Source organism: Nocardia exalbida NBRC 100660 (genome assembly GCF_000308575.1).
In the GTDB taxonomy this organism is placed as follows: Bacteria; Actinomycetota; Actinomycetes; order Mycobacteriales; family Mycobacteriaceae; genus Nocardia; species Nocardia exalbida.
The window spans coordinates 1-17,012 of record NZ_BAFZ01000123.1; the positions used below are offsets into that span (position 1 = coordinate 1).

Here is a 17,012-nt window from a genome sequence, read left to right on the forward strand (position 1 = left end):
GCTGAGTACTTGCAACACCCCGTCGTGCACCTCGCGGGAGAGCCGTTCGCGCTCCTCGGCCGCCGCGGTCAGGCGCACCGCTTGTTCCAGCTGGTCCTGGGCGCGGCGGGCGGTGTTGGCGGCCAGGCCGAGCGCCAGACCCACCGAGACGAGCACCGGCACCGTCGCGTCCGTCCACACGTCCTCACCCCACTGGTCGCGCACCGTCAGTGCCACCGCGGCGATCAGGGCTCCGGACAGCACACCGGCGAACGGGCCCCGCAGGATCGCCGCCCCGATCACGGCGTTGGTCGCCCACAGCGTGGTCGGCAGCGTCTGATGTCCGTGATACCAGCCGTAATCGGCGACCAGGCGAGTGGCGGCCATCAGCCCGATCACGACAACGTGGTCGCCGATCACCACCCAGACACGCAGCCTGGCCACCTCGGGAAAATGCCACTGCGACAACATGATCGCCGAAGCACCCGACCACACCGCCATCAGGGCGACGAGCACCCAGCTCAACCGCTGATTCGTGTAGTACGGCACCGAGGCGATCTGCTGTCCGACCGCGTACAGCAGCGTGACCAGCCGCAGCGCCTGCGCGGCCCGCCACAGCGGTGTGGTCGCCACGTCGGCCGAGCGCAGCTCAGGCCTGCGCCGTGCCGTCGCCGGCTTGCGCGCCGTCATCGGATTCCACCTTCTGCTGCGCCGCCTTCATCGCCTCCGCCCGCTTCCGGGTCGCCTCCATCAGCGTCGCGGCCACGTCGAACCGGCCGGGATCGGGGTGATCGGGTTCGGCTTGATACAGCCCGCGATGGTCGTCGCCGGTCTGTAGTTCCTCGTACAACTCCTCCGGTCCGTCGAGCAACGACCGGATCGCGGTGTTCATCACCGCGACGAACGGCACCGCGAGCAGACCGCCCGCGATCCCGCCGATCACCACGCCCGCCGTGATCGCCAGCACCACGGCCAGCGGGTGGATGCTCACCGCCCGCCCGAGCAGCAGCGGTTGCAGCACGTGCCCCTCGAGCTGCATCACCGCGATGATGATGCCGAGCACGATCAGCGCGGTGACCAAACCTTTGGTCACCAACGCGATGAACACGGCGATGAACCCGGCCAGGAACGCGCCGATGATCGGGATGAACGCGCCGATGAACACCAGCGAGGCAAGCGGGAGCGCCAAGGGCACCCCGAGAATGGCCAACCCGGCGCCGATGCCGATGGCGTCCACCGCGGCGACCACGACGGTCGCGCGGACGAATCCGACCAGCGTGCCGAACCCGAGCCGCCCGGCGGTGCGGACCCGCTCGCGGTGGTCGGTCGGCACGATCCTGGTGACGAATTCCCAGATCTGATCGCCGCCGTAGAGGAAGAAGATGAGGATGAACAGCGTCAGGAAGGTGCCGGTCAGCAACTCGCCGATCACGGTGGCGGTGGTGAGCGCACCGCTGGTCAGGCTGTCCTGATTGGACTGGATCGCCTTGACGGCGGCGTCGCCCACGTTGCGGATCTGCTCGTTGCTCAGGTGCAGCCTGCCGTTGATCAGCCAGTCCTGGATCTGGTGGATGCTGTCGGTGAACTTGTTCGACAGCTCCGGCACACCGGCGACGAACTGTTCGACGACGAAGGTCATGATGCCCGCGACCACACCGATCGACCCGACCAGCGCCACGAAGACGCCCACCGCGCGCGGCACGCCCAAGCGCTGCATCCAGTCCACCAGCGGTGCGAGCAGGGCCGCCGCCAGCAGCCCGATGGCGAGCGGAATCACCACGGTGGCCAGTTTCTGCACGATCGCCGCCGCCGCGATCGCCAGCGCGAACAGCACCAGTAGCCGCCAGCCCCACTCCGCCGTCACCCGGACGATCGGGTGCACCGTCTCCGCGGCGTTCCGTGACAGCGTGATTTTCCGCTCTGGACTTGGCTTCGGGTCGGTCACCTCCGTGAGCCTAATGTCTGCTGCCGGACGTAGTCCGTCTCGAGCCGGCGCATGGCCGGAGCGAAGGCGGAGGTACGCCTAACCGGCCCCGGCCGCACCCTGTCCGCGATCACCGGCGCCGCGACCGCCCGCAGCGCCGCGGACATGCCGACATGATCGAAACGCTAGATTGGACCCCGTGTCGGCGCCTCTGGAAGCGGTCAAACAGACCATGCGAACGCGCTGGCCGCTGTACCTGACATCGATGCTGCTGGCGAACGCTTTCGGCGCGGTTCTGGTGTGGGCGTTCATCCAGTACGGGCTACCCGTCCCCGAGGGCGAGCCCTCCGGCGCCAGGCGCACCGGCCTGCTGATCCCCGGCGGGGTCTTCGTGGCGGGCGGCCTGCTCAGCATGGCCGCCTCCGCGCTGATGCTGCGCCCGGTGATGCGCTGGCAGATGCGCGGCGGGCCGCCGAGCCGCCAGGAGCAGATGGCCGCGCTGCACGCACCGCTGCGCCAGGCGATCCTGCATCTCGCGCTGTGGCTGATCGGCGGCGCGGTGCTGGCCACGCTGATCATCAAGGACACTCCCGCGCTGGCAGGCGCGGTCATCATCACCGAGTGCATGGCCGCGACCATCGTGTTCGGTTTCACCTACATGCTGGGCGAACGCATTCTGCGCCCGGTCGCGGCCCAGGCGCTGACCGAGGGCACCTTCGACCACACCCTGACCCCGGGCGTCGGCACCAGGATGGCGATGACCTGGGGCATGGGCACCTTCGCGCCCACCATCGCGATCGTGCTGCTGTGCGTCACCCAGATCTCCTCGGAGGTGAAGTTCTCCGCGCAGTCGCTCGCCATCTCCATCCTGCTGCTGTGCGGCGTGGTGATCATGCAGGCGCTCGCGCTGTCCATGCTCACCGGTTCGAGCATCTCCGACCCGGTGCGCCAGCTCAGCCAAGCCATCGACCGGGTGCAGGCCGGGGCGCGCGACGTGCAGGTCGAGGTCTTCGACGGCAGTGAGATCGGGCTGCTACAGGTGGGCTTCAACCGGATGATGGAGGAGGCCGCGAAGCGTCGCCAGCTCCAGGAACTGTTCGGTCAGCACGTCGGCGAGGAGGTGGCGCAGCGGGCGCTGGACTACGGCACCGAACTCGGCGGCGAGACCCGCTTCGTCGCGGTGCTGTTCGTCGACATGGTCGGCTCCACCGCCGCCGCCGCCGAGCGCCCGCCCACCGAGGTGGTGAGCCTGCTCAACGAGTTCTTCCGCATCGTGGTCGACGTGATCCACCGCCACCACGGCTTCGTGAACAAATTCGTCGGCGACGCGGCGCTGGCCATCTTCGGCGCGCCGCTGGACCGCCCGGACGCGCCGACCGCCGCGCTCGCCGCCGCACGCGAACTGCGCGAAACCCTGCGGGAGGTCCCCGGCCTCGACATCGGTATCGGCGTCTCGGCCGGCCTGGCCGTCGCGGGGAACATCGGCGCGGCCAACCGCTTCGAGTACACGGTGATCGGAGATCCGGTCAACGAGGCATCCCGGCTCACCGAGCTGGCCAAAGAACGTCCCGGCCGAACGCTGGCCTCGGGTAGCGCGCTGTATTTCGCCGAGGAAAGCGAGCAGGACCAGTGGGAAACCGGCGACGAGGTGCAGCTGCGCGGCAGACGCAGGAAAACGCTGCTGGCCTGGCCCCGAGAACAGGCCGACGCGCCCGACGCTACCGATGCCGAAACGGCGCGTTCGTTAGGCTGACCGCGTGACGGCCGACGGGGAACTGGCAGGGGATCCTGCGCCGCCGCCCACGGCGGGTTCCCGCCGTGGCAGATTCCGCTGGCTGAAGTGGGTGCTCGGCGCCGCCCTGCTGGCCCTGCTGATCGCCGAGGGCGTGTACCTCTGGCCGCGCCTGCACGAGTCCTGGCGCAAGCTCACCGAGATCCACTGGGGTTGGCTGGCCGCCTCGATCTGGCTTCAGGCCGTGTCGATGAGCGGCTTCGCCCGGGTGCAGAAACAGCTGCTCAACGCGGGCGGCGTCGCGGTGAGTCAGCGGAAATCCGTCGCGGTGGTCTACGGTGCGACGGCGATGTCGGTGACCTTGCCCGCGGGCCAGGTGTTCTCCACCGCGTTCACCTACCGGCAGACCAGGCGCTGGGGCGCCAGTCCGATCGTCGCCTCGTGGCAGCTGGTGTTCTCCGGCGTGGTCGCGGCAGTGGGCCTGGCGCTGCTCGGGGTCGGCGGCACGCTGCTGTCGGGCGGGCGAGTGGGTCCGCTCAACCTGATCCTCTCGCTGGCCGCCGTCGTCGCGCTGGTGTGGGCTGGCAATCACATATCGCGCGATCCCGGTGCGCTCGAGGCGCTGGCACGCAGGCTGCTCGCACTGGTCAACCGGGTGCGCAAACGGCCACCGGGGCAGGGGGCGGACAAGATCGCGGACGTGCTCGGCCAACTGGAATCGGTCGACCTCGGCAAGCGCGACGGCCTCTTGGTAGCGCTCTGGGCGCTGATGCACCGTTTCGCCGACGTGGCCTGCCTCGGTGCGGCCTGTTACGCGGTGGGCGCCGATCCGCGCATCGCCGGTCTGTTGCTCGCGTTCGCCGTGGGCAAGGCGGTGGGGTCCATCCCGTTCGCGCCGGGCGGCATCGTCTACGTCGACGCGACGCTGATCTACGGTCTCACCGCCGCCGCGGGCCTGCCCGCCGCGCAAGCGGTCGCCGCGGCGTTCGTGTATCGGATGGTGAGTTTCGTCCTGGTCGCGATCGTCGGCTGGATCGTGTTCGGGTTCCTGTTCCGCACCCGGGAGGCCGACGACGAAGAGTTCGAGAAGGAATTCGAGCGGCGGCGGCTGTGACAGATCAGCCCGCGCGCTGGTCTTCGGAAGCCCCGTTACGCTGGCCCGCGTGAGGAAACTGCTGCCCTTCGTGGTCGATGCGCTGCTCGTCGTCGTCTTCTGCGCTATCGGCAGGCGCAGCCACGACGAGGCGGTGCTCACCGGCCTGCTGCGCACCGTGTGGCCGTTCGCGACGGGTTTGATCGCGGGCTGGCTCGTCGTGGTGGCGCTCAGGTGGCGCGCCGCCGAGGGCGAAATCACCGCCCTGTGGCCGGCCGGTGTCGTGATCTGGGCTTGCACCCTGATCGGGGGCATGCTGCTGCGCGTGGTCGGTGGTCAGGGCACGGCGGTCAGCTTCGTGCTGGTGGCCGGCGTGGTGCTCGCGGTGTTCCTGCTCGGCTGGCGCGCGGTGTACGAAGCCGTGCGGTGATCACGGCTCCGGCGTCGCCAGTGCCTGCAACATCCTGGCCGCCATCCGGGCGGTCGCGTCCTTGCTGTCCACATCGTTGATGTGGACGGCGAAGACCAGATCGCCCATCGCCCCGATCAGCCACCCGTCCGGGCCCGCGGTCGCGGCGAACGCGTCGACGTCTCGGTAGCGGCGCACACCGGCCAGCTCCGGCGCGTTGGTGGCGTCGCGCAGCATGGCGCGCAGTCGGTCGGCGGTCTGCGGCGGCAGCGGGTCGAGCGGGGCATCGGTGGTGCTCGGGCGGCCTGCCTCGATCATCGGCGGCGGCACCGCTCCCCGCACGATCGCGGCCGCGGCGATGGCCATGCCGAACGGGCTGGCCAGCACGGCGTCCGAACCGCCGCCTTGCACTACCTGCTCGGCACTGCGTCCCGCGACGGCCAGGCGGCCGGTCACCTCGTCGAGGCCGGGCACCTTGAAGTCGATGCCGACGCCGAGCGCGGTCGCCGCCTCTGCCGCGTCCTGTACCGAGACGTCCTGTGGCGCCCTCCCCTTCGCCGAGGCCGCGACGGCCCGGAACAGCTCCATGTTGCCGCCCACCGGATACAACCCGGTGAAGGCCACCGAGCCGTGCTCACTGGCCTGGCTGTTCTGCGCGGCCGCCACCACCGCCCCGGTGGACGGCTGGATCGCCACGATCGAGGCCTGGGTGGCCACGCTGACCACCGCGTCCTCGGCGGCACGCTGCAAACGCTGGTCCATGGTGCCCGCGATGTCCGGTCCCGGCGGACCCTGTTGCCCGGCGAGCTGGGTGATGAACCGTCCGTCCTGTTCGAACAGCTGGACACCCCAGCCGGAATGCGCCTCCTGGCTTTCCTGCTGCACCTTGCGCAGCGCGTCGAGCATCGGTGACCAGACCCGGCGGTCGGCGGAGATCAGCCGCGGCTGCTTCTCCAGCACCACGCCGGGAATCGGCGCCATCCGCGGTTCCAGGATCTCGAAGTCACCCTCGCGCAGGTTCACCGCGACGATCGGCTTGCCCTGCGAGGTGGCCAGCTGCTGCATCAGCGACGGACCGGTGATCAGCGGGGCGACCGGCTCGATGGCCTTGGCGAGCGCGTCGGTCGACGCGACCGGGTCGGGCATCTTGCCGGGATCGAGCTTGACCACGTTGATGGTCTGCTCGGTCATCAGCGGCGCGCCCGCGATGTCGTTGACCTTCGGCGGGGGCGTCGGGTAGGTGCGCACCAGCTGCACCGTTCGGTTGTGCGCGAGCTGCGGCATCACGACCGCGGGCTCCCAGGAGATCCGCCAGCCGATGGCCAGCTTGCGCACATTGCCCTCGAGGCTGTAGTTCCAGGTCTTCCGCTCGCCGAAGTTCCACTCGACATCCATGCTGAAGATCGCGGACTGCGGATCCAGACCGATGAACTGGGTCTTGCGGTAGTCGACCTTCGCGCCCCGCAACCCGGTGAACATTTGCTTGAGGGTTGCTGTGGCCGCAGTGGGGTACGACGTCAGGTCTGCCGCCTTGGTGTAGTCCTGATCGTCGAGCAGATCCGTGAAGCGCTCCACGACCGCTTCGGCTTCGTTCTGCTTCTCGTGTATCCCGCACGACCCGATCCCGAGCGCGAGCGCCGCCACCCCCATGAGTGCCATTGCGCCGCGAACACGAAAGCGGCGGGATCCCCACACGTCCATGTCGCCCACTCTTCACTCTTGTCACTCCAGTAACAAGACCACCGTACCCGAAAAAGACCAGACCGCGATGCCTCCGTAGCGAGGACGTTACCCATGCTCAGCATCCCAATTGTGCCCCGGGATCTTGCATCTCGGGGGGCCTTTCATGATCATCGCCCGGCCGCTCGGCGGCAACCGGCGCCGCTACCGTACCGGCCTTCCCGAAAAGTCGCGCGGTTACCCCCGCGGTCGACGTTTCGAATCAATAAATACCCCGAAAGGTGCGGAACGAAGCAATCGGACCCTCGTTCGCGTACAGCGGAACTGCGATCGGTCGATTACGACGTAATCTTGTAATCAGTGAAAGCACCGCAGAATAGTAAGTAGGTGACTCGTCATGAGAAACGCACACCGCGGCCGGGGTTTCGGGCGAACGGGCGGCTGGCAGCAGGCCGACCTGCCGGACCCGTCGGACGTGCCCGATTGGTTCGCCGGAAGGTTGCCCAGTGAGTGGTTCACCGGCCCGCCGGTGATCGAGGTCGATCGGGACGAGATCGTCGTCATCGGTGAGCTGGCGATCCAGCAACCGGAGAAGACGCCGGACACCGACGACGCCGACACCCCGGCCGAAGAAGTGCCGCGCGCGACCAAGGAGGGCGCGGTCGCCCGGTTCCGCGAGTCGACCCGCCCCGCCCGCATGCAGATCGCGAACGAGGCGCAGCACCGCTACCGGCGCAATGTGGCCTGGGGCGTGTCGGTGGACGGGGAACGAATCATGTTCACCCATCTGGCCGTGCCCGTCATGACCCGGCTGCGCCAGCCGGAACGGAAGGTACTCGACACTCTGGTCGACGCGGGCGTCGCCCGTTCCCGCGCCGACGCGCTGGCCTGGACGGTGAAGCTGGCGGGCCAGCACGCGGAAGCGTGGCTGGAGGAACTGCGCGAAGCCATGCGCAAGGTCGACGACCTGCGCTCGGAAGGTCCGCAGGGGTTGTAGCCGGTCGGGTCCGGTCCGAACGGCGTGGTCCGGCGCGGTATCTTGCCGTGCATGGCTGTGACCGCGACGCCGGGCCCGATCCTGGTTCTGAACGGCCCGAACCTCAACATGCTCGGCACCAGGCAACCGGAGGTGTACGGGTCGGCCACGCTCGAGGACGTCGTGGAGTTGTGCCGGCGGACCGCGGCGAGATTCGACCGGGAGATCGTCGCCTTCCAGTCCAACTCCGAAGGCGCTCTCATCGATCGCATCCACCAGGCGCGCGGCGCCGAGTCGGGCATCGTGATCAATCCCGGTGGACTCACCCACACCTCGGTGGCGCTACGGGACGCGCTGGTCATTCCGGAACTCCCCATCGTCGAGGTGCACATCAGCAATGTGCACGCGCGTGAGGAGTTCCGGCACCACTCCTACATCTCTCCCATCGCGACGGCGGTGGTCGCGGGGATGGGCATCCAGGGTTACGCCGCCGCCATCGAATTCCTGGCCCGTTCGGCCTGAGCTCACCGCAGCCGGAAAACCGGGAACCCGGGCGCGATGGCGGCGAGTTCCTCGTCGGTGGCGTCCTTGGTCACGCCCTCGAAGAACTTGCCGACCTCCCAGCCCCACTTCCCCAGGTAGAGACGCAGCAGCGGCACCTTGTCGGCATCGGCCACCTCGGTGGCGGTGAACGTCTCCACCTTGCGGCCGAGCCGCAACTCGCCCCCGCCCGCCACGCGCAGGTTACGCACCCACTGCGTGTGCCCGCGCGGCGCGACGAGGAAGCGCTCACCGTCCTCCCGCACCATCAGGTTGACCATCGTGGTGCGCCATTCCCCGCTCTTGCGCCCGCGCACCGCGAGCAGTCGCGACCCCATCACACTGATGCCGAGCTTGGGCAGCAGATTGGCGAACCGGTTGAAGATCGCGTCGAATCCGGCCGGGCCGAGGTACCGGGTGCTGAGGTCCATGACTTCTCCTTGTTGTGAGCACTGCTCTCTATAGAGAGAAGTGTTCCACGAAGCGTGCCGCAAAGTCAAGAGCACTGCTCTCTTCATTCCGGGGACGGAAACACAGCTCGAAGACATGGTCGCGGCATCTCGTGGAGACGTCCTGCCGTCGATCAGGAAGCGGCAGCCTCCGGCTCCGGCAGGACGTCCCCCGTTTCGAGCAGGGTTTTGAGGTTGGACAGGATGCTCGGCCAGCCGCCGCTGATCCCTTCGAGCACCTGGCTGCCCGGCTGGAAGCCGTCGTGGACGACGGTCAGCTTCACCACGTCGCCCCGTGGTTCGATCTCGAAGGTCACCTTCGATCGCGGCTCGCGCGCCCAGGCGGCGACGTCGTCGGGGTTCATTCGGAAGGCGGCGGCGAAAGCCGGGTCGAAGGTGTGCCAGGTGTAGGAGAGGCGGCGATACGGCTCGGCCTCGAGCACTACTTGCCCGGGGTCCTTACTGGTCCAGTCCTGCTGATGCCAGGTCATCTCCGAGCCCGGCTGCCAATCCGTATCGAAGCTCGCGCCCCAGTAGCGATTGGTGAACGCCGGGTCGGTCAGTGCCTGCCACAGCTTCTCGGGTGTGGTCTTGATGTAGGTCGTGTAGACGAATGCGTTGTCGCCCATGGGTTGCTCCTCCAATGCTCTCTTCAGGTCGGCGAGGGCATGCACGCGCTCGCGGTCGTACCGGTTGATCCAGCGTTCCGCGATGGCGTTGATGGGCTCGGCATTGAGGTAGTGCAGTTTTTCCCGCCCGCTACGCCGGGTGGTGATGAGGTTGGCCGCCTCCAGCACCGCGAGGTGCTTGCTCACCGACTGACGGGTCATCGCCAGCCCGGCGCACAACTCCCGCAGCGTCTGCCCGTTGTGGGCATTCAACCGGTCCAGCAGACGCCGTCTGCTCGGGTCGGCCAGTGCCCGGAACACCTCGTCCATCGCCCGCCTTTCTACATGCAACCTCAAGGCTGCCTATTTTAGGATAGGCAGCCTCCCGGCTGCATAACAAGTCGAGAAGCGGAACGACCTCGCAGAGCCGGTCAGGTCTTCGCGTAACTGCGCACGCGAGGACCGGCTCTGCGAGGTCGGGCGATGAGGTGGGTCAGGCGTCGCCGCGGAGGAGGGCGTAGGTGGAGATCGGGTTGCCCGCCTGCTCGCTCGCGGCTACGGCCTTGCGCCAGAGCCCCTGGGCGGTGTGCGAGAGGACGGCGTCGACGCCGACTTCTTCACTCGCGTCGATGATGTGCTGCGCGCCCGCGTCCATCATCTTCAGACTGGCCAGGGAGGCCCAGCCGCCGTTCTGGTTGGCGACCGAGAACTCCTCCATGAAGTACGGGAAGGCGGCGGCCGAGCGGATCGCGAACGGGACGAACGCGGCGATGTCATGGCCGGAGCGATCGATCATCGCGGTGGCCTGGTCGAAGGCGAGCAGCCAGGGATGGAAGATGGTCAGCAGTCCCTGGTAGAAGACCTGCGCGAGGCCGTCGTCCGCGCCGAGGTATTCCTGCGGGCTCAACGGGCGCAGCAACTCGGCGTGCGCGTCGAACACCTCGCGCGGGCCGCTGTAGAAGATGTAGGACGCCGGGTGCGTGATGTTGTCCCCCGCCGACATGACGCCGCCGGAGATGAATCGGGCGCCGTGCGAGCGAACCCACTGCGCGCCCTCGCGCGCCTTCTCCGGCGAATCGGAGGACAGGTTCGCGATCACCTTGCCTTTCAGGTGGCCGGTCGCCTGGCCCAGCACGTCGTACATGGCCGCGTAGTGGGTGAGGCTGAGCACGGTGACCTCGTTCGCGTCGAGCGCGTCGGCGACGGTCGCGGCGCGCTTCGCGCCGAGTTCGACCATGGCGTCGGCCTTTTCGGGGCTGCGGTTCCACACCGTCACCTCGACGCCCGCGTCCAGGAAGGCCCGGACCATCGCCTGTCCCATCGGCCCGAGGCCGACGACGGAGACTGCGTGGGCGGTGGTCTGCTCGGACATGATGTGTCCCTTCGGTTCTCGTCGGTTACTTGCTTCGGCGCCGGGATTCATCGTCGTTCCCGCAGGTAGAGTCGGGAAGACCGAACGTCGAGGTGCGGTTGCTTACCTCGAGGTCCGAAACGAGGTCAGAGGAGCGCGATGGGCATGAGCAGTGACGCGGATCACGAAGTGTGTGGCATGACGGTCGCGATCGATGTCGTCGGCGGCAAGTGGAAGATGCACCTGATGTGGGTGCTCGGCACCGGCCCGCAGCGCTTCGGCCAGATCCGCAGGCTGCTCGACGGGGTCAGCGAGAAGGTCCTCGCCGAGAACCTGCGGCACCTGGAGTCCAGTGGCGTCGTGCACCGGGAGGTCTATCCCGAGGTCCCGCCGCGGGTCGAGTACTCGCTCACGCCGCTCGGCGAGGAGCTGGCCGTCGCGCTGCGTCCACTCGAGGAGTGGGGCGACCGGCACCGGCACGAGCTGTCCGCGAATCTCCTGGCGTCGGCGAGCTGAGCCGACCGGGGTAAGCGGCGACCGGCTCCGGGCGTTCCGGCATCGGCGAGCTAATCCAGCCACTCGGCGGCGATCCGCCCGCCGACGCGTTCGAGCAGTGCCGCCGCCTCCGCCATCGAGCGGTCCGGGTCGGGTTCCAGATCGGCGAGCGCATAGCAGCCCGCGAAGCCCGCGGCCCGGATCTCGCCGGGGGCGAGCAGCGCGCGGCCCGCCACGGCGATCACCGGGACGTCCGCCTTACGGGCGGCCGCGCACACGCCGACCGGCGCCTTGCCGTGCAAACTCTGCTGATCGAGCGATCCCTCACCGGTGACCACGAGGGTGGCGGTGGCGAGCAGGGCGGGAAAATCCAGCAACTCGAGCACGACCTCGATGCCGCTGCGCACCCGCGCGTCCAGCACGGCGAGCGCACCGAAACCGGTACCGCCCGCCGCGCCCGCGCCGGGAAGCCGCGCGAACTCGGGGCCCACGAGTTCGGCCCAGGTGGTGAGCGCAGATTCGAGGACGTCGAGTTCGGCCGGTCCGGCACCCTTCTGTGGCCCGTAGACCGCGGTCGCGCCGGTCGGCCCGAGCAGCGGATTGTCGACGTCGCAGGCCAGCGTGAAGGTCGCACCGACGACACCGGGATGCAGGCCGGAGCGGTCCAGCCGTGCGGCGTGGGCCAAAGCCGCTCCGCCGCGCGGCAATTCCCGTCCGCCGGGATCGAGGATGTGGACGCCGAGGGCCTGCAACATGCCCGCGCCGCCGTCGGTGGAGGCACTGCCGCCCAGGCCGAGCACGATCTCGGTGGCGCCGTGCTCCATGGCATGCGCCAGGACCACCCCGAGCCCATATGTGCTCGCGCTTAACGGGTCCGGCCGTCCCCCTGGCAAGTCCGCCAGACCGACCACGGCGGCCAGTTCGACCACAGCGGTGCAGCCGTGCCGGGCATAGGCCGTGCGGCGAGGTACCCCGGTCGGCCCCGGCGCCGTCAACTCCACCCGGGTCCAACCTGCCGCGACGAAAGCCTCGACCGTGCCGTCGCCCCCGTCGGCGACCGGCACCTGCCGGATCTCGGCATCCGGCGCGCTCCGGCGCAATCCCGCCGCAAGGGCCGCCGCCACCTCCGGCGCGGCCAGCGACCCCTTGAACTTGTCCGGAGCGAGGATCACTCGCGCAGCGGGTGTCATTCCCACATTCTCGGACGCCACCGGATCGGCCGCACCACGACACTTCCGCCCACGAAGCCCGATGCGCTCATGAGCATCCGGACAAGAACGCCGCATACCACTGATCCACAGCGCGGATCGCGGAGGAATTCGCCCTCCGAGTGCGCGTCACCCGGCCGACCTCGAGTTCGTGCTGCGATTTCGAGGGATGGTGCGAGTCGGCGAACTCGCTGTACAGCGACGTTCAGCTTGCGGGCAGCGGGGCTTGGTCGGCTCGGGTGATGTCGACCTTCCCGGTGCGCAGGTAGGTGAGCACGGCCTCGTCCACCGCCGGATTGCCGCGACCGAACGTGCCGTGGTCGCCGCCGTCCACGACGACCAGCGTTCCGCCCAGCGCCGTGGCCATGGCCGGGCCGCCTTCGTATTTGGTCAGCGCGTCGTGACGGCTCTGCAACACCAGCGGCGGGGTGCGCAGCGCCGCACCGGTGATCGGCACCGGCTTCGTCACGGGTTTCCAGGAACCGCAGGCCATTCCCGAGCGCACCAGGTCGGCGCGCGCGTCCATGGCGTTGCCGCCGGAGGCTATGGTGCCTGCCGCGGCGCCGAGCAGTTCCGGCCTGCCGGGCACGGCGTTCTCGTTGCAGGTGATCGCGCTGAACACGAACCGCCCGGTGGGGTCGGTCGAGGTCGCGCCCTCGATGGCTCGCAGGCGCTGCACGTTCGCCGGATCGGCCGCGGCGTCGGCCATCGCGCGGGCGAAGACCGGCCAGAAGGTGCGGGTATAGGTGGCTACGGTGGTCGCGCCGAGCAACGGCACCTGCGCGGAGACGCCCCCGCTGACCAAGGTGCGCAACAGGTTCTGCAGTTTGCCGAGCTGCTCGACGCTGCCGGTGTAGCCGTCCCTTGCGATCTCGGCCAGCGGCTCGGGCAGCGCGCCGGGCAAGTCGCCGATGCTCGCGGGCGGCGGGGTGAGGTTGGCGTACCAGCCGCCGCCCTGGGCCGCCGCCAACCGGACCCAGTTGCGATAGACCTGCAATGCGGTGTCGCCGAGGTGGTATTCGCCGTCGTGTTCGGCGATCCAGGCGAACAAGTCGTCCAGGCGCTGTTTGCCCGCGACCTGCTGCTGGGCGAACTCCTCGGTCCACACCCAATCCGGGTTGACGTTGGAGTCCAGGACCATCCGGTCCACCCGGTCGCCGAACAGCGCCGCGTACACCGCGCCGAGGTAGGTGCCGTAGGACGTGCCCAGGTAACCGATCCGCTCCAGCCCGAGCGCGGCGCGCACGGCGTCGATGTCGCGGGCGGTGTTCTCCGTGGTGATGGCGTCCAGGTAACCGGGCTGCGCCGCGTCACAGGCCTTCTTGATCTCGTCGCGATTGCCGCCGCCGAGCGAGACCTGCCGGCCCTGCTCGTTCTTGGTGCTCGTGCCGCATTCCAGCGGTGTGGCCCAGCGCAGACCGCGCGGCTGGACGGCGATCCGGTCGTAGTGCTCGGCGAGCCCGGCGGGGAATATCTCCACCCGGCGCGCCCAGTAGTCCAGCGCGTCCGCGCCGGGACCGCCGGGGTTGGCGAACAGGACACCTTCCCGCTCACCCGTGGCGGCGATCCGGCTGACGGTGAGTTCGATCGTGGGCCCATCCGGGTCGGCGTAGTTCATCGGCACGCTGACGACGGCGCACCGCACGCCCCGATCGGCGGGCACCGCGCCCTCCGGGCACCGGCCGAAGGCGATTCCCGGCGCGGCGTCCGCGACGCCGGTGACGATCGATCCCCCGAGCAGGCCCGCGGCGACCACGATGGCCGCGACCCGCGAAACCCGCGGTGTCCTCATCATTTTCGTACCTCCCCGAGCCTGCCCGCTCGCGCGCGACGACGGACCCGACCAAGAGCATTCTGCGCAGGGCCGCCGGGACAGACAAGTCGGTGGCGGGATTCCGCCCGGTCTGGCGTGTGATTTATCCGGACACCGGCGCACAGAGTAGCGTCGAGCCATGTCGACCGAGGTCAGCAACAACACCGCACTGGAACGCTTCGAGATCTACGTCGACGGTGCGATCGCCGGCTACGCCGAATACCAGGACACGGCTTCCGAGCGCGCGTTCGTGCACACCGAGATCTACTCGTCCTACGAGGGCCAGGGCTATGCGCGGCTGTTGGTCGAGACCGCGCTGAACAGCACCCGCGACGACAAGCTCGGCGCGCTGCCCATGTGCCGGACGGTCCACCACTTCATCGAGACCCGCCCCGAATACCTCACTATGGTGCCGCACTGGGCGCGCGACCGGCTGAACCTGCCGCAGTAGGCCCTCAGTAGGCCGCGACGGCGGCGTCGAGCGCCTTCTGCAGATCGGTACGCACCAACCGGGCGATGTCACCGGGCCGGGGCGGCAACTCGAGTATGGGGACGCCGAAGTGGAAGCTGGCCCCCTTGGCGTCCTCCTTGGTCGGCCGCACCGCCGGGTCCCGGCGCGGACCGTAGCTCAGTGCCATCGACACCAGCACGGGCTCGACGCCGAGCTTCATCGCCCGGAAGGCGATGTGCCCGATCCCGCTGCCCACCGCTTGCACGCGGGCGGGGTCCACGTCGTTGCAGGTGCCCTCGGGGAAGACCGCGATGCCGTCGCCGCGGGCCAGCCGCTCCGCGCAGACGTCCATCATGCGCTGGCCCGCGGCGTTCACCGCGCGGATGCCGTGGTCCTTGCCGCGGAACACCGGGATGCCGCCCATCATGTCGATCTTGCGCCGCTGATCGGGATCGACGAACAGTTCGTCCTTGGCCAGCACGCGCACCCGGCCGATCACCCGCCGTAGCCCGCTGCGCCACGCGGCCGCGGCCACGGTGTAGGGGTCGCTCTCGGAGAGATGGTTGATCGCGATCAGCAGCGGCCTGTTCTGCCTGATCACCGTGCGGAGCGCGACGCGCGCGCCCTCCGCGTAGGTGACGCGCGGGTGGTAGCGGCGGCCGAGAACGGCGTAGGCCCCCCATGCCTTCAGGCGGTTCTGGCGATGATCGCGGTAGTAGTCGTACACGGTGTCGCTGTTCTCGAGGCGCACCTCGGGCGGTTCCATGAGCTGGACTCTACGATGTGGCGCCGGTGGCGCGACGGGGCGTCCGCCCTCGGGCCGCCACCCGTTCGGCGAATCCGGAACACAGAAGTCGGCCGCAGAAGGCGCATTGTGGGCGAACAGCTGCGATGATGTCGGAGTGGCACGCGCAGAAGACCCGGACGATCGGAAGACCCGCGGCGGGCACGGTGACCGCAGGCGACGCGAGTTCCGGCACGGCGAGCAGGTGGTTCGTGCCGGGACGCTGCTGGTGTCGTCCACCGAACTGGTCGAACCCACTTTCCGGCGCACCGTCGTCTACATCATCGAGCACAACGAGGCGGGCAGCCTCGGCGTGGTGCTCAACCGCCCGAGCGACACGGCCGTGCACGACGTGCTGCCGCGCTGGACGGACGCGGTCGCGGCGCCACGCACGCTGTTCATCGGCGGCCCGGTGAAACGGGACGCCGCGCTGTGCCTGGGCACCGTCCGGGTGGGCGCGCGCATCGAGGGCGTTCCCGGGCTGCGGCGCATCGACGGACGGGTCGTCCTCGTCGACCTGGACGCCGATCCCGAGCGGGTGGCCCCGCTCGTCGAGGGCATCCGGATCTTCGCGGGCTACGCGGGCTGGACCTTCGGGCAGCTCGAGGGCGAACTGGAGAACGACGACTGGATCGTGGTCTCGGCCCTGCCGTCCGACCCGATCAGCACGGGCCGCGCGGACCTGTGGGCGCACGTGCTGCGCCGTCAGCCGCTCCCGCTGTCCTTGCTCGCGACACACCCGATTGAACTCGAACGCAACTGAGACCGTGTACTCCTCGAAGGGACCGAAGGAGACACGACATGAGACACGACAACTGAACCGGCGAGAGCATGGGTGACGCATCGGGTGCGCCCACCGACCGGACCCGCAATTCGAGCGGAGAGGTAGCCAGTTGTGCGCAAGGTACGCGGCGAGACGGGCCCGCCAGACGACCAGTCCGAATTGATGCGGGCTCTCTACCAGGAACACGCCGCCCCGCTGTGGCGGTACACGCTCGGCTTGGTTCGGGACCGGGGGCGGGCAGAGGACATCGTGCAGGAAACATTGCTGCGGGCCTGGCAACGGCCGAACGTCTTGGATCAATCGACCACGTCGGCGCGGGCGTGGCTGTTCACCGTGGCGCGCAATCTCGCCGTGGATGAGCACCGCAGCGCCCGCAGCAGGCGCGAGTTCCGCACCGACAACCCACCCGAACGGGCGACCCCCGACCACTCCGATCGTGCGCTGGACGGCTGGCTGGTCGCCGATGCCCTCGGCAAGCTCAGCGCCGACCACCGCGAGGTGATCGTGCGGGCCTACTACCGGGGACTGTCCACACATCAGATCGCCGAGGAACTCGACGTCCCGCCGGGCACGGTGAAGTCCCGGATGCACTACGGTATGCGCGCATTGCGCCTGGCACTACAGGAGATGGGGGTGACGAATCAATGACGGACATCACCGACGACTTCAGCACGTGGGACGCCCCGTATGTGCTCGGCTCCCTCACCCGCGAAGAGCGCCTGCAGTACGAGAGCCA

At 69.0% G+C, this 17,012-nt stretch carries 18 protein-coding genes; 9 read left to right on the top strand and 9 right to left on the bottom strand.

Going from position 1 to position 17,012, the window contains the following annotated elements; genetic code table 11:
• The coding region (locus ON29_RS28555) for a DUF5931 domain-containing protein (RefSeq protein WP_245549198.1) at nt 1-669 on the bottom strand (669 nt) is incomplete at its 3' end.
• Nucleotides 629-1,924 (bottom strand): AI-2E family transporter, encoded by a 1,296-nt coding sequence (locus ON29_RS28560; protein ID WP_083864124.1) that lies wholly within the window; start codon nt 1,922-1,924, stop codon nt 629-631. The genes ON29_RS28560 and ON29_RS28555, both read right to left, overlap by 41 nt.
• A gap of 211 nt (nt 1,925-2,135) precedes the next feature.
• On the opposite strand from ON29_RS28560, the gene ON29_RS28565 reads away from it, so the two are divergent.
• Genes ON29_RS28565 through ON29_RS28575 form a run of 3 tightly spaced genes read left to right on the top strand, consistent with a single transcriptional unit; the run spans nt 2,136 to nt 5,158 of the window.
• On the top strand, nt 2,136-3,656 hold the full coding sequence (locus tag ON29_RS28565) for an adenylate/guanylate cyclase domain-containing protein (protein WP_174371874.1): 1,521 nt from the start codon (nt 2,136-2,138) through the stop codon (nt 3,654-3,656).
• Nucleotides 3,657-3,660: 4 nt separating this feature from the next.
• Nucleotides 3,661-4,749: a lysylphosphatidylglycerol synthase transmembrane domain-containing protein gene (locus ON29_RS28570; RefSeq protein WP_040871084.1), complete on the top strand. Its 1,089-nt coding sequence runs from the start codon at nt 3,661-3,663 to the stop codon at nt 4,747-4,749.
• A gap of 49 nt (nt 4,750-4,798) precedes the next feature.
• Nucleotides 4,799-5,158, top strand: coding sequence for a DUF3054 domain-containing protein (locus ON29_RS28575; protein WP_040871085.1), 360 nt, complete (start codon nt 4,799-4,801; stop codon nt 5,156-5,158).
• Here ON29_RS28575 and ON29_RS28580 read toward each other — a convergent pair whose 3' ends face one another.
• Nucleotides 5,159-6,796 carry an NTF2-like N-terminal transpeptidase domain-containing protein gene (locus tag ON29_RS28580; RefSeq protein WP_040871086.1) on the bottom strand — a complete coding sequence of 546 codons (1,638 nt, stop codon included), beginning with the start codon at nt 6,794-6,796 and terminating at the stop codon, nt 5,159-5,161.
• Between the two features lie 418 nt (nt 6,797-7,214).
• On the opposite strand from ON29_RS28580, the gene abmR reads away from it, so the two are divergent.
• Nucleotides 7,215-7,814: an ATP-binding transcription factor AbmR gene (gene abmR, locus ON29_RS28585; protein ID WP_040871087.1), complete on the top strand. Its 600-nt coding sequence runs from the start codon at nt 7,215-7,217 to the stop codon at nt 7,812-7,814.
• A 51-nt stretch (nt 7,815-7,865) separates the two neighbouring features.
• A complete protein-coding gene (gene aroQ, locus ON29_RS28590) occupies nt 7,866-8,315 on the top strand; it encodes a type II 3-dehydroquinate dehydratase (protein WP_040871089.1) in 450 nt (149 codons plus the stop codon).
• 2 nt (nt 8,316-8,317) lie between these two features.
• Here the strand turns inward: aroQ and ON29_RS28595 are convergent, their stop codons facing one another.
• The 3 genes from ON29_RS28595 to ON29_RS28605 all read right to left on the bottom strand — a co-directional run bounded on the left by ON29_RS28595 (nt 8,318) and on the right by ON29_RS28605 (nt 10,762).
• The gene (locus ON29_RS28595) at nt 8,318-8,764 is read right to left on the bottom strand and encodes a nitroreductase/quinone reductase family protein (protein WP_040871091.1); all 447 of its coding nucleotides are present in this window, start codon (nt 8,762-8,764) and stop codon (nt 8,318-8,320) included.
• A 152-nt stretch (nt 8,765-8,916) separates the two neighbouring features.
• A complete protein-coding gene (locus ON29_RS28600; RefSeq protein WP_040871093.1) occupies nt 8,917-9,720 on the bottom strand; it encodes an ArsR/SmtB family transcription factor in 804 nt (267 codons plus the stop codon).
• Nucleotides 9,721-9,883: 163 nt separating this feature from the next.
• Nucleotides 9,884-10,762, bottom strand: coding sequence for an NAD(P)-dependent oxidoreductase (locus ON29_RS28605; protein ID WP_040871094.1), 879 nt, complete (start codon nt 10,760-10,762; stop codon nt 9,884-9,886).
• Nucleotides 10,763-10,900: 138 nt separating this feature from the next.
• On the opposite strand from ON29_RS28605, the gene ON29_RS28610 reads away from it, so the two are divergent.
• The gene (locus tag ON29_RS28610) at nt 10,901-11,257 is read left to right on the top strand and encodes a winged helix-turn-helix transcriptional regulator (RefSeq protein ID WP_040871095.1); all 357 of its coding nucleotides are present in this window, start codon (nt 10,901-10,903) and stop codon (nt 11,255-11,257) included.
• Nucleotides 11,258-11,307: 50 nt separating this feature from the next.
• On the opposite strand, the gene ON29_RS28615 is transcribed toward ON29_RS28610, so the two are convergent.
• Both ON29_RS28615 and ON29_RS28620 read right to left on the bottom strand, forming a co-directional pair.
• Nucleotides 11,308-12,426: a glycerate kinase gene (locus tag ON29_RS28615; protein ID WP_040871097.1), complete on the bottom strand. Its 1,119-nt coding sequence runs from the start codon at nt 12,424-12,426 to the stop codon at nt 11,308-11,310.
• A 223-nt stretch (nt 12,427-12,649) separates the two neighbouring features.
• Complete coding sequence (locus ON29_RS28620; RefSeq protein WP_040871099.1) at nt 12,650-14,239, bottom strand: alpha/beta hydrolase; 1,590 nt, start codon at nt 14,237-14,239, stop codon at nt 12,650-12,652.
• A gap of 157 nt (nt 14,240-14,396) precedes the next feature.
• On the opposite strand from ON29_RS28620, the gene ON29_RS28625 reads away from it, so the two are divergent.
• On the top strand, nt 14,397-14,708 hold the full coding sequence (locus ON29_RS28625; protein WP_040871100.1) for a GNAT family N-acetyltransferase: 312 nt from the start codon (nt 14,397-14,399) through the stop codon (nt 14,706-14,708).
• Between the two features lie 4 nt (nt 14,709-14,712).
• On the opposite strand, the gene ON29_RS28630 is transcribed toward ON29_RS28625, so the two are convergent.
• Entirely contained in the window at nt 14,713-15,474 is a 762-nt protein-coding gene (locus ON29_RS28630; RefSeq protein WP_040871102.1) for a lysophospholipid acyltransferase family protein, read from the bottom strand.
• 136 nt (nt 15,475-15,610) lie between these two features.
• Between ON29_RS28630 and ON29_RS28635 the strand changes: the two genes are divergently transcribed.
• Both ON29_RS28635 and ON29_RS28640 read left to right on the top strand, forming a co-directional pair.
• Nucleotides 15,611-16,255 carry a YqgE/AlgH family protein gene (locus ON29_RS28635; protein WP_040871103.1) on the top strand — a complete coding sequence of 215 codons (645 nt, stop codon included), beginning with the start codon at nt 15,611-15,613 and terminating at the stop codon, nt 16,253-16,255.
• A gap of 132 nt (nt 16,256-16,387) precedes the next feature.
• Complete coding sequence (locus ON29_RS28640) at nt 16,388-16,924, top strand: sigma-70 family RNA polymerase sigma factor (protein ID WP_373283938.1); 537 nt, start codon at nt 16,388-16,390, stop codon at nt 16,922-16,924.
• Nucleotides 16,925-17,012 lie beyond the last annotated feature (88 nt).

What these genes read in the sequence shown, in the direction of transcription:
- ON29_RS28595 (WP_040871091.1), bottom strand. Translation starts at nt 8,764, where the DNA reads ATGGACCTCAGCACCCGGTACCTCGGCCCGGCCGGATTCGACGCGATC.
- ON29_RS28600 (WP_040871093.1), bottom strand. Translation starts at nt 9,720, where the DNA reads ATGGACGAGGTGTTCCGGGCACTGGCCGACCCGAGCAGACGGCGTCTG.
- ON29_RS28625 (WP_040871100.1), top strand. Translation starts at nt 14,397, where the DNA reads ATGTCGACCGAGGTCAGCAACAACACCGCACTGGAACGCTTCGAGATC.
- ON29_RS28605 (WP_040871094.1), bottom strand. Translation starts at nt 10,762, where the DNA reads ATGTCCGAGCAGACCACCGCCCACGCAGTCTCCGTCGTCGGCCTCGGG.
- ON29_RS28580 (WP_040871086.1), bottom strand. Translation starts at nt 6,796, where the DNA reads ATGGCACTCATGGGGGTGGCGGCGCTCGCGCTCGGGATCGGGTCGTGC.
- ON29_RS28630 (WP_040871102.1), bottom strand. Translation starts at nt 15,474, where the DNA reads ATGGAACCGCCCGAGGTGCGCCTCGAGAACAGCGACACCGTGTACGAC.
- ON29_RS28615 (WP_040871097.1), bottom strand. Translation starts at nt 12,426, where the DNA reads ATGACACCCGCTGCGCGAGTGATCCTCGCTCCGGACAAGTTCAAGGGG.
- ON29_RS28610 (WP_040871095.1), top strand. Translation starts at nt 10,901, where the DNA reads ATGGGCATGAGCAGTGACGCGGATCACGAAGTGTGTGGCATGACGGTC.
- ON29_RS28565 (WP_174371874.1), top strand. Translation starts at nt 2,136, where the DNA reads ATGCGAACGCGCTGGCCGCTGTACCTGACATCGATGCTGCTGGCGAAC.
- abmR (WP_040871087.1), top strand. Translation starts at nt 7,215, where the DNA reads ATGAGAAACGCACACCGCGGCCGGGGTTTCGGGCGAACGGGCGGCTGG.
- ON29_RS28620 (WP_040871099.1), bottom strand. Translation starts at nt 14,239, where the DNA reads ATGATGAGGACACCGCGGGTTTCGCGGGTCGCGGCCATCGTGGTCGCC.
- aroQ (WP_040871089.1), top strand. Translation starts at nt 7,866, where the DNA reads ATGGCTGTGACCGCGACGCCGGGCCCGATCCTGGTTCTGAACGGCCCG.